Here is a 14,416-nt window from a genome sequence, read left to right as displayed (position 1 = left end):
CGACTGTAGGAGCGGCGCGAGCCGCGACCGCGGCAACGCAACTACGGCGAAACGTTCGCAATCGCTGCGATGGCGCGGTCGCGGCTTGCGCCGCTCCTACAGGGGGCGTGCCGCGGGAAGGTCAACCTTTGTCGCGGTGGCGCGTGACGACAAGCAAACATCCAAAGCTTCCGTCCGCAAGCGGCCGGGTCACTTTCTTTGTCCAAAGCAACAAAGAAAGTAACCAAAGAAAGTGCATTCTTTTTTCGAATCAAGAGCCACTAGGTCCAGCACCGGGCGCGGGGCCGCGCCATAAGGGGCATCCTGCCCCATGGCGCGCGTGCGCATCCATGCGCACGCCCTTCGGGGCTGCGGGACGTGTGCTTCGCGTGGGGTTGCGTCCGAGCCAACAGCAACGGCAATGGCGGCAGCAACAGCAACAGCAACAGCAACAGCAAGAGCGACAGCAACATGGATTCCCGCTTTCGCCGGAATGACGGCATTGGGCATGGCGGCACAAGGAACGACGGCGCAAGGAAGGCCGACGCCGGGAATGACGGCGCGGGAGTGGCTGTGTCCGGAGGGGGGAGTCGTGAAGCGGTGCGCGCCGCGATCGAAGCGGGCGAAGGCGCGGCGGTTTGCGGGTTCGTCGCGATACGCCGCGACCGCCGCAGCGCTCAGCGCAGCGCGTCGTCCGGTACGTCCAGCTCCAGCGACAGCGCCAGGTGGTCGGACTGCGCCGCCGGCATCGCCTTGGCGCCGATGTAGCCCAGGCCGTCGCCGAGCAGGATGTGGTCGATCGCGCGCTGCGGCCGCCAGCTGGGGAAGGTCGGCAGTACGTCGGCGGGGCGTTGCAGGCGGGTGTGGCGGAACAGCGCCTGCATCTCGGGGCTGTCGGCCGAGCAGTTGAAGTCGCCCATCAGCACCGCGTGCGGATGGTCGTGCAGCAGTTCGGCGATGAAGGCCAGCTGCGAGGCGCGCGAGCCGGCGCCGAGGGAAAGATGGGCGACGGCGACGGTGAGGCCGTCGTCGCCGTTGCCGTAGTGCGCGACCAGCACCCCGCGGCCGGCGATGCGGCCGGGCAGCGGGTGGTCGACCACTTCGCGCGGCTCCAGCCGGCTGAGCAGGCCGTTGGCGCTGGAGGCGACGTTGCCGACGCGCCGGTTCGGCTGGTGGCTCCAGTAGTCGAAGCCGGCGCGCTGGGCGAGGTAGTGGGTCTGGTTGGTGAAGCCCGAACGCAGGCTGCCCGGGTCGCTCTCGTTGAGGCCGACGATGTCGTGCTCGCCGGCCAGCTGGGCGATGGTGTCGAGGCTGCCGCGCTTGTTGCCGGCGGGCAGCACGTGCGACCAGCTGCGCGTCGCGTAATCGCTGTAGCGACGCGTGCTGGAACCGGCCTGGATGTTGGCGCTGAGCAGGCGCAGCCGGCGAGTGGTCATGCCCGGTACGGGTGCGAGCGGGGCCGGCGGATCAGTTCTGGGCCGGCGCGGCCGGCGCCGGGGCGGCGGCCATCGCCGCGCGCTCGCGCGCGACCAGGTGGTCGGCGACGCGCAGGTAGTCCTCGAAGCCCTTGCCCTTGACCAGGTACTTGCCGTTGACCACCAGGCTCGGGCTGGCGTCGACGCCCGAGCGCGCCATGAACTGCTCGGCGCGCTTGCCCTTGGCGGTGATGGCGAAGCTGTTCATGGTGCCGATGAAGTCGGCCGGCTTGACCCCGTACTTGGCGTAGAACTCGCCGAAGGTCTGGTCGTTGACGGTGCGGAAGTCGATCGACTGGTCGATGTGCACGGCGCGGAACATCGCCTCGTGGGTCTTGTCGACCAGGCCCAGGGTCTGGGCGGCGTAGAAGGCCTTCTCGAACGGGATCGGGTTGGCGCCGAACGGGCCGGCGATCGGGGTGAACTTGACGTCGGCGGTCTGCTTCTTGCGCCACTCGACCAGGATCGGCTCGAACTGGGCGCAGTGCGGGCAGGTGTAGCTGAAGATCTCGGCGACTTCGATCTTGCCCGGGACCGGATCGAACGGCTGGCCGCCCGGGATCTCGACGTAGTCGGTGCCGGCGACCGGCGCCGGGCCGGCCGGCGGGGTGGCGGTGGCGGCCGGGGCGATCGTCGGGTCGGGCTGGGCCGGGCTCGCGGCGGCGGCTTCGCCTTCGGCCGGCGCGGCGGGCGCTGCCTCGCTCGGGGCGGCCGGGGCGGCTTCGGCGGCGGGCGCGGCCGGGGCGGCCGGCGTCTCGGTCTTGCCGCACGCGGCCAGCGCGATCAGCGCGCCGAGCATCAGCGGATAGCGGGACAGGGTGGCGATACGCGAATTCATCGTGATCTCCGCAACAACTTCGGGGAAAAGGCGGGTGCGGCGGCCATCGGCCGTCCGCGACGGCCCGCCAGCATAGCGGGCGGGCGACTTAACGGGGAGTGTAGATCGGGGCGGAATCGGCAACGGCGAAGTGCGCGCCGACGGCGTGCCCGATGGCCGTTGCCGACGTGCGCCCCGGCACCTCAGCGCTTGGCCTTGGCCCGCTCGCGCGCGATCAGGTGATCGGCCACGCGCAGCATGTCGTCGAACCCCTTCTGGGTAGTGACGCGGTACTTGCCGGCGACCACCACGCTCGGGGTGCCCTCGACGCCGGAGGCCATGATGAAGTCGTTGGCCCGCTTCATCGCCTGCTCGGTCGCCTTGCCGGTCATGGTCGCGGCGAAGGTGCCCGGGTCGGCGCCGAACTTGGCGTAGAAGCCGGCGATCTCCTGCGCGCTGGCGTTCTGGATCGGCAGGCTCTTGTCCTCGTGCAGGGCCTTGAACATCGCCTCGTGGGTCTTGGGCAGCAGCTTGAGCGATTGCGCGGTGTAGAAGGCCTGCGCGTACGGGGTCCAGTAGCCGCCCCACGGCGCGGCCAGCGGCACGAACGCCACGTCGGCCGGCAGGGTCGCCTTCCACTTGGAGATCAGCGGCTCGAAGTGGGCGCAGTGCGGGCAGGTGTAGCCGAACACCTCGACCACCTCGATCTTGCCGGCCGCGGCCGAGAACGGCTTGCCGCCCGGGATTTCGACGTAGTCCACGCCCGGTTCGGGCGCGGGGCCGGTCGCGGCCTTGGGCGCGGCGAGGCTGGCGAAGGGGAGCGTGGCGAGCAGCAGCAGGGTGGCGAGGCGTCGGTTCATCGGGAGGGTCTCGTCGGAAAGGGCCGGCTGCGCGTCGCGCCGGTGGGGCGGGCTTGGGGAACGTCGCCGCCAAGGATAACGGCCGGCGCGGGCGGCCTGCAGTCTGCTATGGGACCGGACGGTGCTGCGTGAGTTCCGTGCGGCGAGGCGATGTGAAGTGCGTCAATTTTACGCAGGGGGCGGTATGTAGGAGTGGCGCGAGCCGCAACCGCGGGGTGGCCGGTCGCGGATGAAGGTCCGCTGGCCGTTACGCCGGGCCAGTGGGTTTCGTCGTCGTAGCGGTGTCGCGGTCGCGGCTTGCGCCGCGCCTGCAGGGGCGGCGATGCGGATTCGCGCTGGGCGGAAACGAAAACGCCGGCGCGGGGCCGGCGTTTTCGGGTACCTCGCGCTGCGTTCAGCCCTTGGCGGGCGCTGCCGGCGCGGCGGCCGGCTTGGCCGCTTCGGCTGGGGCGGCGGGCGCAGCCGGGGCCGGGGCCGCGGCGGGCTTGGCCGCCGGCGCCGGGGCGCCGGCCGCGGCGACGTCGTCGGCGCGTTCGTGCAGGCCCTGCAGGTAGCTGGCGAGCGAACCGATCTCTTCGTCGGTGAGCTGCTTGGCCACGCCGGCCATCACGTTGAACAGGTGCGGGTCGCGCTGGGTGGTGGTACCGGCGCGGTACTCCTCCAGGCGGCGCTGCGAGTAGGCGGCCTGCTGGCCGGCCAGGTGCGGGTAGGCCGGGCCGGGGTTGCCGGCGCCGCCGGGGCCGTGGCAGGCCATGCAGGCGGGGATGCCGCGCGCCTTGTCGCCGCGGCGGAACAGCTCCTCGCCGACCTGGTAGAACTTCTTGTCCTTGTTCGGGCCGGCGGCGACGACGGTGTCGTCGGCCACGCCGGCGCCGGACTTCTGGGTCGCGAAGTAGGCGCCCAGGTCGCGCGCGTCCTGCTCGCTGAGCGCGTCGGCGAAGGGCTTCATCGCCGCGGCCATGCCGGTGTTGCGCTCGCCGGTCTTGAACAGGGCGATCTGGTGGGCGATGTAGCGCTCGCTCTGGCCGGCCAGGCGCGGGTACTGCGGATCGGTCGGGTTGCCGTCCAGGCCGTGGCAGGCGGCGCAGGTGCCGGCCTTGGTGGCGCCGGCCTTGACGTCGCCCCACTTGCTTTGCGGCCCGGCGTTCAACGGCGCCGTCTGCACCGGTTCCTTGTCGGGGATCGGCGTGACCGTGGTCTGGGCATACGCGACGGCGGCGACCGCAAAGACGGCGAGACCGACGAGGCTCAGGACGCGGGCTTGGCTCATGTAGCTGGGCTCCGAACTGCTTGGCTTTCTGGGTGGCGGGCTTGCTGGAAGGCGGGCGTGCGGTACGGCAGGACGGTACGGCAAAGCGGGATCGCGACTCGGTCGCGCTGTGGCCGGTCGCGCCGGGCGCCGGAACCTTGGAATTATCATCGCCGGCCCGGACGGGGTCAACGCGGGTTCAGGTGCGCGCGGTCGCCGAATGCGGTTTTGCGCCCCCGGCGGGGCCCGCCCGCGCGATCCTACGTGCGATCCTATGGGCATGAGCAATCCCCTCGCCCGCGCCCGTTACCTGTTGTCGGCGCACAACGTCAAGCAATTGCCGCCCGATGGCGGTTTCGAGGTGGCCTTCGCCGGCCGCTCCAACGCCGGCAAGTCCAGCGCCCTCAATGCCTTGTGCCAGCAGAATGCGCTGGCGCGCGTGTCCAAGACGCCCGGCCGCACCCAGCAGCTGGTGTTCTTCGACGTCAGCCCGCTGCACCGCGGCCCCGAGCCGGCGCCGGAGCCGGACCGCTTCCTGGTCGACCTGCCCGGCTACGGCTACGCCAAGGTGCCGCAGGACCTGCAGGCGCACTGGCAGGCCTTCCTCGACCGCTATTTCCAGACCCGCCAGGCGCTGCGCGGGCTGGTGGTGGTGATGGACATCCGCCACCCGCTCAAGGACTACGATCGGCAGATGATCGCCTACGCGGTGAACCGCGGCCTGCCGGCGCACGCGCTGCTGACCAAGGCCGACAAATTCGGCCGCGGCCAGCAGCAGCAGGCCTTGATGGCGGTGCGCAAGGACCTGCAGTCCAGCTACGGCGACACGGTCAGCGTGCAGACCTTCTCCGGCGAGTCCAAGCAGGGCGTCGACGAGGCGCGCGCGGTGGTCGGCGGTTGGCTGGAGCTGGGCTCGGCCGGCTGAGGGGCGCCCCAGCCGCCTGCCGGCGTTGGCCGCCCGCGGCCCGCCGTTCGCGTTACCTCCTGGGTACCCGTCGCCCGCCCGACGCCAGGAGCCCGCCCGCCATGGACGCGATCGCCGATCCCCGCACCATCCTCGCCGCCGGCGCCTACGGCACCGCGCTGCTGTTCTTCGTCTACGGCGGCTATGTGCTGCAGAAGGCGCGCAGCGCCGAACAAAGCCGCAACGTGCGCTGGTACCTGGGCATCGGCGCGGTGGTCGCGCTGGCGATGATCGGTTTCGACGCGTTCAAGCAGCAGCTCGGCGGCGAACGCGTCGCGCCGGGGGTGTTCCTGACCTTCTCGCCGAAGTTCTCCGCGGTCGGCCTGCCCGAGCCGGCGGTGGAATACCGCGGCCGGACGCTCGCGCTGAGCGCGCCGATCCAGGTCAGCGACCAGAGCAGCATCAACATCTCGGTCGACGCGATCCTGGAGAAGGTCAAGGGGCTGCAGCAGGACAACCGGCAGCTGCAGAGCGCGCTCGGCAGCGCCGCGCTGGCGGCCCAGCCCAAGGAGCTGGCCGAGCGCATCGTCGCGGCCGACAGCGCCGGGCAGGATCCGTGCGCGCGCGGCGGCGATGCGACCCTGTGCGGCTGGAAGCAGCTGTCCAAGGGCCAATTGGCGCGCGCCGAGACCACGCTGTTGCAGGCGGTCGAGGCCGCGCCGGCGACGGACCGCGGCGCCAAGGGCGCGGCCTTGAGCGGGCTGGGCGAGATCTACGCCGGCCAGGGCCGCATCGACGAGGCCAAGGTGCAGCTGCGCAAGGCGGCGGAACTGGGCAACGAAGGGGCGAAGAAGCGGCTGGCGGCGTTGAGCCTGCCGCCGCAGCGCTGATCCGGGTCGCTGTCTGCAGGCACGGCGCGAGCCGCGATTGCGACAACGCGACTACGGCGAAACCCGCGACGCGGTTGGGTTGTCGCGGTCGCGGCTTGCGCCGCGCCTACAGGTGGCGAGCGCGGCTCGCGGCTAACCGGCCGGCCGCGCCGCATAAGCGCCATGCCCCGGCAGCCGCAGGCGGCCGCCTTCGACCGCGCCCGAGGGCAGGCCGTGGCCGTGGTCGGCGATCCAGCCGGCGCGTTCGCCCAGTTCCAGCGTCGCCGTGCCGGGGCCGAGGTTGAACGCCATCAGTACCGCGTCCGCGCCTTCGCCGCGCACGAACGCGATCACCGGCTCGGCGCTGGGCAGGAACGCGATCGCGCCGTCGAGCAGCGCGCGGTGGCGCTTGCGCCAGCCGACGAACTGGCGGAAGCCGTTGAGCGGCGAAGCCGGATCGTCCTGTTGCGCGGCGACGTTGAGCGCGCGGTGTTCGGCCGGGATCGGCAGCCACGGGTGGCCGTGGCTGAAGCCGGCGCCGTCGCTGGCGTCCCACGGCAGCGGTGTGCGGCAGCCGTCGCGGCCTTTGAACGTGGGCCAGAAGGTCTTGCCGTACGGGTCCTGCAGGTCCTCGAACGGCACCTGCGCCTCGGGCAGGCCGAGTTCCTCGCCCTGGTACACGCACACCGAGCCGCGCAGCGAGCACGCCAGCGCGCTGACCAGGGTGGCGAAATGTTTCGGCGCATCGCCGCGGCCCCAGCGCGTGACCACGCGCTGCACGTCGTGGTTGGAGATCGCCCAGCACGGCCAGCCCTCGCGCATGCTCGCCTCGACCCGCTGCACCGTGCCGCGGATGTGCTCGACGTTGTAGTCGTCGGTCAGCAGTTCGAAGCTGTAGCCCATGTGCAGGCGGCCGGCGCGGGTGTATTCGTCCATCGTCGCCAGCGAGTCTTCCGAAGAAATCTCGCCCAGCGCCACCGCGCCCGGATAGCGGTCCAGCAGCGCGCGCAGCTCGCCGAGGAAGGCCAGGTTCTCGGGCTGGGTGTTGTTGTAGTGGTGATACTGAAACGCGTAGGGGTTATCCGGGCTGAAGCCGCGGCCCACGCGTTGTTCCGCCGGCTTGGGCGGGTTGTCGCGCAACTGCGCGTCGTGGAAGCAGAAGTTGATCGCGTCCAGGCGCAGGCCGTCGACGCCGCGCTCGAGCCAGAAGCGCACGTTGTCGAGCACCGCCGCGCGCACCGCCGGGTTGTGGAAGTTGAGGTCGGGCTGGGCGGACAGGAAGTTGTGCAGGTAGTACTGCTGCCGGCGCGGCTCCCAGCGCCAGGCCACTCCGCCGAACAGCGACATCCAGTTGTTCGGCGCGGTGCCGTCCTCGCGCGCGTCGGCCCACACGTACCAGTCGGAATATTCGTTGTCGCGGCTCTCGCGGCTGCGCTTGAACCATTCGTGCTCGTTGGAAGTGTGGCTGAGCACCTGGTCGATCATCACCTTCAGGCCCAGCGCATGCGCCTTGGCCAGCAGCCGGTCGAAGTCGCCGATGTCGCCGAACAGCGGGTCGACTGCGCGGTAATCGGCGATGTCGTAGCCGAAGTCGGCCATCGGCGACTTGAAGAACGGCGAGATCCAGATCGCGTCCACGCCGAGGTCGGCGATGTAGCCGAGCTTGTCGACGATGCCGGGCAGGTCGCCGACGCCGTCGCCGTCGAGGTCGCGGAAACTGCGCGGATAGACCTGGTAGATCACCGCGCCGCGCCACCACGTGGGATCGCGCTGCGCGGGCGGAAAGGATGCGACGGCGGACAAGTGCGGCCCCTGTGTTCGTGTGGTGCGGCGCGCGACGGCGCTGCGCTGCGGCGATGCGCGCCAGCTTACCGCCGCGGCCCGCGGCGGCCGCCGCGCCTGCATACGTATTCATGCCGCAAGCCAGAGCGGAACTGCGACATGAATGCGACTGCATCCCATGAATACGTATGCAGAACCCGCTGCAAGCCGTAAGGCATGCCTAACATGCGCCCAGACCGCGGCCCCGATGCCGCGGCGGACGCAGCGCGCCGACAGTGCGCGCGCGGCCACAGAACACAACGCTCTGGAGGGGAGCCATGTCGCATTCCACGTCGGCCGCACGCAGGCCGAAGCAACTCGACCGTCACCTGCTGACCCTGGCCCTGGCATCGCTGGGCCTGTGCGGCTTCGCGCCCGCCTGGGCCGCCGACGCGCCCGCGCCGCAGGACGCCGCGCCCGCCGCCGCGCAGACCGCGCACGAGCTCGACGCCGTGCAGGTCACCGGCAACCGCCGCGTGCAGTCGATCCAGAAGTACGCCGGCACCATCCAGTCCTTCAGCGGCGAGGACATCGCCAAGCTCGGCATCAACACCGACTTCCGCAACCTGCAGGCGGTGGTGCCGGGGCTGCAGATCACCAAGCAGGAAGGCAAGTACGAGATCTTCCTGCGCGGCATCGGCGCGGCCGACTCGGACTTCTCGTCCGACCCGTCGGTGGCGACCTACTACAACGGCATCTACCTGCCGCGCCCGCGCTCGATCGGGCCGATGTTCTTCGACGTCGACCGGATCGAGGTCAACAAGGGCCCGCAGGGCACCGTGCGCGGCCGCAACGCCACCGGCGGCTCGATCAACGTGATCTCCAAGCGGCCGGAGCTGGGCGTCACCAGCGGCGGGCTCAAGGTCGGCGCCGGCAACTACGACTACACCAACGCCGAGGGCGTGCTGAACCTGCCGATCGGCGAGACCTTCGCCCTGCGCGCGGCGCTGTTCGACGAGGAGCGCTCGTCGTACATCAGCAACGGCTATCCCAAGTCGCTGTTCGACGCCGAAGGCCCGAGCGCGCTCGACAACCAGGCCGCGCGCCTGTCGGCGCTGTGGCAGCCCAACGACAAGTTCTCCGCCTACGTGATGCTGGACAAGGTCACCGAGCGCGGCACCGGCGACCCGGGCCTGTTCGCCGAGCGCGGCCTCGCCGCCGGCTACGACATTCCCGACCTGCACGACCCGTTCAAGCAGTACTTCCGCACCCAGGGCAAGACCACCAACGACATCGAAGGCATCGCCGCGACCTTCACCTACGCGTTCAGCGACGCGGTGTCGGTGGAGTTCAATACCTCCTACCGCAAGTACGACTTCTACAACCGCAACGCCTCGCGCGAGTGGCAGCTCGGCCCGGTGTATCCGGGCTCGGAGCGCGAAGCCTATTTCAATCCCGAGCGGCTGGACTGGTACGACACGTTCTACCAGGCCGACAAATCGTCCTCGCGCATCAACGAGCTGCGCTTCTTCGGCGACACCGGCAAGCTGATCTGGTCGGCGGGCCTGTTCAACTACCAAGAGAAGTACGACTACGTCTCCTGGGACGTCGGCAACGGCTACTTCGGCGATTGCGACTGGTGGCGGCCGGGCACGGTCTGCGGCTACCAGGACGGCCTGGGCGGCGAGAACCGCGGCGACGGGTCCAAGGTCGAGTCCAACGCGGTCTACGGCGACTTCAGCTTCGCCGCGACCGATTCGCTGCGCCTGATCGGCGGCATCCGCTACACCCGCGACAAGAAGGTCGCGCGCGAATCCAACGTCAAGTACCAGTTCGTGATTCCCGAGGAACTGTTCCAGCAGTTCACCGGCCAGCCGATCGACACCGCGACCAACCCTTACACCACCGGCCTGGTGCTGGGCTCGCCGGGCTTCCAGCTGGCCGGCCCGGGCCGTCGCCGCGGCGGCGATCCGAGCATCTGCACCGGCTGGACGCCGGCCGACCTGCAATGCGGCCCGGGCGGCAACACGCTCGACTATTTCCTCGGCGGGTTCCAGAACTTCGGCGGCAACGACAACTGGGCGCAGTTCCTGCAGCAGTACCGCGACCAGATCCAGGTGATCGCGCGCTCGGACTTCCCCGGCGGCCGCAGCCAGGACGTGTACAAGGACAACTACGTCGACTGGCGCGTGGGCTTCGAGTACGACCTCAGCGCGAAGGTGATGCTGTACGGCACGGTGTCCACCGGCACCCGCGCCGGCGGCATCAACCGTCCGCTGGCGCTCAACGACGGCAGCGCGCTGGCGCCGAGCTTCGCGCCGGAAGAACTGACCGCGTACGAGGCCGGGATCAAGGGCGACTACGTCTGGGGCGAGACCCCGGTGCGCCTGAACGCGTCGGTGTTCTACTACGACTACAAGGACAAGGTGCTGCAGAACCTGATCGACGTGCCGGCGCCGACCCCGACCAATCCCAACGCGACCAGCCGCCAGGTGTTCAACGACAACGCCGCCAACGCCAGCGTGCTGGGCCTGGAACTGGAAGGCAAGCTCGGCCTGCCGCACGGCTTCGACCTCGGCTACAACTTCACCTACCTCGACGCCACCTTCGACGACTCCAACGTGCTCGACACCCGCTCCGGCGGCCTCGGCCTGATCGTGCCGCTGGACGGCAACCGGCTGCCGAACACGTCCAAGTACAACGCCAACGTCAGCCTGTCGCAGACCATCGACATCGGCCGCGGCGCGCTGAACTCGTTCGACTGGACGATCAACCTGACTTACCGCTCCGACTACTACCTGACCGCGTTCAACAGCCGCGGCTTCGGGTTGGATGCGAACGGCCGGGTGATCGAGATCCCGCTCAAGGACATGCCGTTCAACAACGGCTCCAACCCGGCCGCCGGCGGCGGCCCGGCCAACGGCCTGGCGATGCGCGACGACGTGGACGGGTTCTTCACCGTCAACGTTTCGGCCGGGCTGAACTTCGGCAGCGAGAACCAGTTCCGCATCGACGGCTTCGTGTCCAACCTTACCGACGAGGTGTATTCGGGCAAGGGCTTCGTCAACAACTCGACCAACATCCGTTACTTGAATACGCCGCGGATGTACGGGGTCCGGTTCGCTTCGCAGTTCTGATCGCCGCGCGGCCCTGTTTCCCGATGAGAGGCTTCTCGACGGGAAGCGGGGCCGCGACCGTTGCCGCCCTTGAAGCCGCGCGGCGGCGGGCGCGCCGCGATGCGGACGCGGTGCCGCTGCCTCGCGCGCGCTTCGTGCCAGACTCCACGCCATGACCGACCGCTCCGACGCCACGCCCCGCAAGCCGACGCTGACGTTCTGGCAGATCTGGAACATGTGTTTCGGTTTTCTCGGCATCCAGTTCGGTTTCGCCCTGCAGAACGCCAACGTCAGCCGGATCTTCCAGACCCTGGGCGCGTCGATAGACGACATCCCGATGCTGTGGATCGCCGCGCCCCTGACCGGGCTGATCGTGCAGCCCATTGTCGGCTATCTGTCCGACCGCACCTGGACCGGCCTGGGCCGTCGCCGTCCGTATTTCCTGATCGGCGCGGTGCTGGCCACGCTGGCGCTGATCGCGATGCCGAACTCGCCGGCGCTGTGGATCGCCGCCGGCCTGCTGTGGATGCTCGACGCCTCGATCAACGTGTCGATGGAGCCGTTCCGCGCCTTCGTCGGCGACCAACTGCCGCAGCAGCAGCGCGCCGCCGGCTACGCCATGCAGAGCTTCTTCATCGGCGTGGGCTCGGTGGTGGCGAGCCTGCTGCCGTACCTGCTGGCGCACCTGGGCGTCGGCAACACCGCCAGCGCCGGCGCGGTGCCCGACACCGTGCGTTATTCGTTCTACTTCGGCGGCGCGGTGCTGCTGCTGTCGGTCGGCTGGACCGTGCTGCGCAGCCGCGAATACCCGCCGCAGCAGCTGCAGTCCTTCGACGAGGCGCCGGCGGTGGAGGTCGCGCCCGAACGCGACCGGGTCCGCTGCCTGCTGTTCGGCGCGTCGTGGGTGGTGGTCGGCGGCATTTGCGCGACCACGATCTCGATGCTGCGGCTCGACCGCCAGCTGTACGTGCTGGCCGCGCTGGTCGCCGCGTTCGGCCTGGCCCTGCTGGTGCGCGGCGCGGTCCGCGACGACAACGGCTTCGCCCGGGTGATGGACGACGTCGGCGCGATGCCGTCGACGATGGCGCGGCTGGCGGTGGTCCAGTTCTTCTCCTGGTTCGCGCTGTTCGCGATGTGGATCTACACCACGCCGGCGGTCACCCAACTGCATTACCACACCAGCGACGTCGCCTCGGCCGCCTACAACGAGGGCGCCAACTGGGTCGGCGTGCTGTTCGCGGCTTACAACGGTTTCGCCGCGCTGGCGGCGATCGCGATCGCGCCGATGGCGCGGCGCTGGGGCCTGCGCCGCAGCCATCTGTTCAACCTCGCGCTCGGCGGCGCCGGCCTGATCTCGGTGGCGCTGCTGCGCGATCCGCAGATGCTGCTGCTGTCGATGGTCGGGGTCGGCTTCGCCTGGGCCTCGATCCTGTCGCTGCCGTACGCGATGCTGTCCGACAGCGTGCCGGCGGCGAAAATGGGCGTGTTCATGGGCATCTTCAATTTCTTCATCGTCATCCCGCAGCTGGTCGCGGCGAGCCTGCTCGGCTTCCTGATCAAGACCCTGTTCGGCGGACAACCGGCCGCGGCGCTGGCGATCGGCGGCGTCAGCCTGTTCGTCGCCGGCGCCTGCACGCTGTGGGTGCGCGAGCCGTCGCCCCAGGTGCGCGCATGAGGGCGGTGCTGCTGGCCGCGCTGAGCCTGGCGCTGGCCGCGTGCGCGCACGGCGGCGGCATGCGCGAGGCAGCGCCGCCGCGCGATTACTACGGCACCCTGGAGCCGATGGCGGGCGAAGCGGTGTACTTCGTCGTCACCGACCGCTTCGTCAACGGCGACACCGGCAACGACCAGCGCGAGCAGGGCGGGCCCGATCCCGACACGCGCAGCTTCGACCGTCCCGTACCCGGCGGCCCGCCGGGCGAGAGCGACAACATCGGCTACCTCGGCGGCGATTTCAAAGGCCTGCTCGACAACGCCGGCTACATCCGCGACATGGGTTTCGGCGCGGTATGGCTGACGCCGATCGTCGACAATCCCGACCAGGCCTTCACCGGCGGCGATGCGGTGACCTGGGGCGGCGCGTTCCAGGACCGCGGCAAGACCGGTTACCACGGCTATTGGGGCGTGGACTTCTACCGCCTCGACGAACACCTGCCGAGCCCGGGATTGGACTTCGCCGGATTGAACCGCGGGCTGAAGCGGCACGGGCTCAAGACCGTGCTCGACATCGTCGCCAACCACGGCTCGCCCTCGTTCACGATGCGCAAGCCGCAACCCAAGTACGGGCGCATCTACCGCGACGGCGTATTGATCGCCGACCACCAGAACCTGCCGCCGGAAAAACTCGACCCGGCGCACAACCCGCTGCATCGCTTCTTCCACGCCGAACGCGACCTGGTGCAGCTGTCGAACATCGACGACACCAATCCGGCGGTGCTGGACTACTTCGTCGGCGCGTATTCGCAGTGGCTGGACCAGGGCGCCGACGCCTTGCGCATCGACACCATTCGCCACATGCCGCTGGCGTTCTGGCAACAGTTCGCCGCGCGCATGCGGGCCAAACGGCCGGGCTTGTTCATGTTCGGCGAGGCCTTCGACTACCAGGCCGAGAACATCGCGCCGTTCACCTGGGCCGAGAACGGCGGCGTCAGCGTGCTGGATTTCCCGCTCAAGGAGCGGCTGGCGCAGGTGTTTGGCCAATCCCGCGCCGACTATGCGCGGCTGGACGAACGGCTGTACCTGCAGGGCGGCCCGTACGCCAACCCGTACGAGCTGATGACCTTCTACGACAACCACGACATGCCGCGCCTGGGCGCCAGCGACGACGGCTTCATCGACGTGCACAACTGGCTGTTCACCGCGCGCGGGATTCCGGTGATCTATTACGGCTCCGAGGTCGGCTTCGAGCGCGGGCGCGCGGAGCATGCGGGCAATCGCAACTATTTCGGCCAACAGCGCGTGGACGCGGCGCGTTCGCACCCGATCCGCGCCGCGCTCAAGCGCATCGCGTCGGTCCGGCGCGACTCGCCGGCGTTGCAGCGCGGTTTGCAGTTGAACGTGTCGTTGCAGGGCGACCGCGCGGCGTTCTACCGCGTCTACGAGCATGCCGGCGTCGCCCAGATCGCCTTGGTGCTGCTCAACAAGGGCGATGCCGCCGCGGAGTTCGCGGTCAGCGAACGCCTGCAGGCCGGACGCTGGCGCGCGGCGCTGGGCGGCGGCGAAGTCGCGGTGGGCGAGGGCGGCACGCTGCGCGCGACGGTGCCGGCGCATGGGGTCGAGGTCTACCTGCTGGATGCGCCGGCGCAGCGCGCGGACCTGGTCGCCGCGCTGGACCAGGCGATGGCCCAGGCGATGGCCCAGGCGCGCAAGCCCTGAGCATCGACCCG

At 69.9% G+C, this 14,416-nt stretch carries 11 protein-coding genes; 5 read left to right on the top strand and 6 right to left on the bottom strand.

Annotated features, from left to right (window positions below; genetic code table 11):
- Positions 1–189 precede the first annotated feature (189 nt).
- The 5 genes from BLV01_RS25965 to BLV01_RS24010 form a co-directional block, all read right to left on the bottom strand.
- A complete protein-coding gene (locus tag BLV01_RS25965; protein ID WP_139179161.1) occupies positions 190–489 on the bottom strand; it encodes a hypothetical protein in 300 nt (99 codons plus the stop codon).
- A gap of 167 nt (positions 490–656) precedes the next feature.
- The gene (locus BLV01_RS24025) at positions 657–1,415 is read right to left on the bottom strand and encodes an endonuclease/exonuclease/phosphatase family protein (protein ID WP_091806250.1); all 759 of its coding nucleotides are present in this window, start codon (positions 1,413–1,415) and stop codon (positions 657–659) included.
- A gap of 31 nt (positions 1,416–1,446) precedes the next feature.
- Positions 1,447–2,292 (bottom strand): thiol:disulfide interchange protein DsbA/DsbL, encoded by an 846-nt coding sequence (locus tag BLV01_RS24020; protein WP_091806247.1) that lies wholly within the window; start codon positions 2,290–2,292, stop codon positions 1,447–1,449.
- Positions 2,293–2,474: 182 nt separating this feature from the next.
- Complete coding sequence (locus BLV01_RS24015) at positions 2,475–3,131, bottom strand: thiol:disulfide interchange protein DsbA/DsbL (RefSeq protein WP_091806244.1); 657 nt, start codon at positions 3,129–3,131, stop codon at positions 2,475–2,477.
- Between the two features lie 394 nt (positions 3,132–3,525).
- On the bottom strand, positions 3,526–4,401 hold the full coding sequence (locus tag BLV01_RS24010) for a c-type cytochrome (protein WP_091806241.1): 876 nt from the start codon (positions 4,399–4,401) through the stop codon (positions 3,526–3,528).
- 259 nt (positions 4,402–4,660) lie between these two features.
- Here BLV01_RS24010 and yihA point away from each other — a divergent pair, with 259 nt between their 5' ends.
- Together yihA and BLV01_RS24000 are read left to right on the top strand one after the other, a co-directional pair.
- Entirely contained in the window at positions 4,661–5,305 is a 645-nt protein-coding gene (gene yihA, locus BLV01_RS24005) for a ribosome biogenesis GTP-binding protein YihA/YsxC (protein WP_091806259.1), read from the top strand.
- 101 nt (positions 5,306–5,406) lie between these two features.
- Positions 5,407–6,174, top strand: coding sequence for a hypothetical protein (locus BLV01_RS24000; protein ID WP_091806238.1), 768 nt, complete (start codon positions 5,407–5,409; stop codon positions 6,172–6,174).
- Positions 6,175–6,306: 132 nt separating this feature from the next.
- Here the strand turns inward: BLV01_RS24000 and BLV01_RS23995 are convergent, their stop codons facing one another.
- Positions 6,307–7,956 (bottom strand): alpha-amylase family glycosyl hydrolase, encoded by a 1,650-nt coding sequence (locus BLV01_RS23995; RefSeq protein ID WP_254782757.1) that lies wholly within the window; start codon positions 7,954–7,956, stop codon positions 6,307–6,309.
- Between the two features lie 296 nt (positions 7,957–8,252).
- Between BLV01_RS23995 and BLV01_RS23990 the strand changes: the two genes are divergently transcribed.
- The 3 genes from BLV01_RS23990 to BLV01_RS23980 all read left to right on the top strand — a co-directional run bounded on the left by BLV01_RS23990 (position 8,253) and on the right by BLV01_RS23980 (position 14,405).
- A complete protein-coding gene (locus BLV01_RS23990) occupies positions 8,253–11,051 on the top strand; it encodes a TonB-dependent receptor (RefSeq protein ID WP_091806233.1) in 2,799 nt (932 codons plus the stop codon).
- A 151-nt stretch (positions 11,052–11,202) separates the two neighbouring features.
- A complete protein-coding gene (locus tag BLV01_RS23985; protein WP_091806230.1) occupies positions 11,203–12,705 on the top strand; it encodes an MFS transporter in 1,503 nt (500 codons plus the stop codon).
- Positions 12,702–14,405 (top strand): alpha-amylase family glycosyl hydrolase, encoded by a 1,704-nt coding sequence (locus BLV01_RS23980; RefSeq protein ID WP_091806227.1) that lies wholly within the window; start codon positions 12,702–12,704, stop codon positions 14,403–14,405. Before BLV01_RS23985 ends, BLV01_RS23980 begins: the two co-directional genes overlap by 4 nt.
- Positions 14,406–14,416: the final 11 nt, after the last annotated feature.

Source organism: Lysobacter sp. yr284 (assembly GCF_900107375.1).
GTDB lineage: Bacteria > Pseudomonadota > Gammaproteobacteria > Xanthomonadales > Xanthomonadaceae > Lysobacter.
This window is presented reverse-complemented; position numbering and strand designations above follow the sequence as displayed.

Bases quoted from the DNA above. Each gene is read 5' to 3' on its own strand.
- BLV01_RS25965 (WP_139179161.1), bottom strand. From the start codon at position 489: ATGCCCAATGCCGTCATTCCGGCGAAAGCGGGAATCCATGTTGCTGTC.
- BLV01_RS24025 (WP_091806250.1), bottom strand. From the start codon at position 1,415: ATGACCACTCGCCGGCTGCGCCTGCTCAGCGCCAACATCCAGGCCGGT.
- BLV01_RS24020 (WP_091806247.1), bottom strand. From the start codon at position 2,292: ATGAATTCGCGTATCGCCACCCTGTCCCGCTATCCGCTGATGCTCGGC.
- BLV01_RS24015 (WP_091806244.1), bottom strand. From the start codon at position 3,131: ATGAACCGACGCCTCGCCACCCTGCTGCTGCTCGCCACGCTCCCCTTC.
- BLV01_RS24010 (WP_091806241.1), bottom strand. From the start codon at position 4,401: ATGAGCCAAGCCCGCGTCCTGAGCCTCGTCGGTCTCGCCGTCTTTGCG.
- yihA (WP_091806259.1), top strand. From the start codon at position 4,661: ATGAGCAATCCCCTCGCCCGCGCCCGTTACCTGTTGTCGGCGCACAAC.
- BLV01_RS24000 (WP_091806238.1), top strand. From the start codon at position 5,407: ATGGACGCGATCGCCGATCCCCGCACCATCCTCGCCGCCGGCGCCTAC.
- BLV01_RS23990 (WP_091806233.1), top strand. From the start codon at position 8,253: ATGTCGCATTCCACGTCGGCCGCACGCAGGCCGAAGCAACTCGACCGT.
- BLV01_RS23985 (WP_091806230.1), top strand. From the start codon at position 11,203: ATGACCGACCGCTCCGACGCCACGCCCCGCAAGCCGACGCTGACGTTC.
- BLV01_RS23980 (WP_091806227.1), top strand. From the start codon at position 12,702: ATGAGGGCGGTGCTGCTGGCCGCGCTGAGCCTGGCGCTGGCCGCGTGC.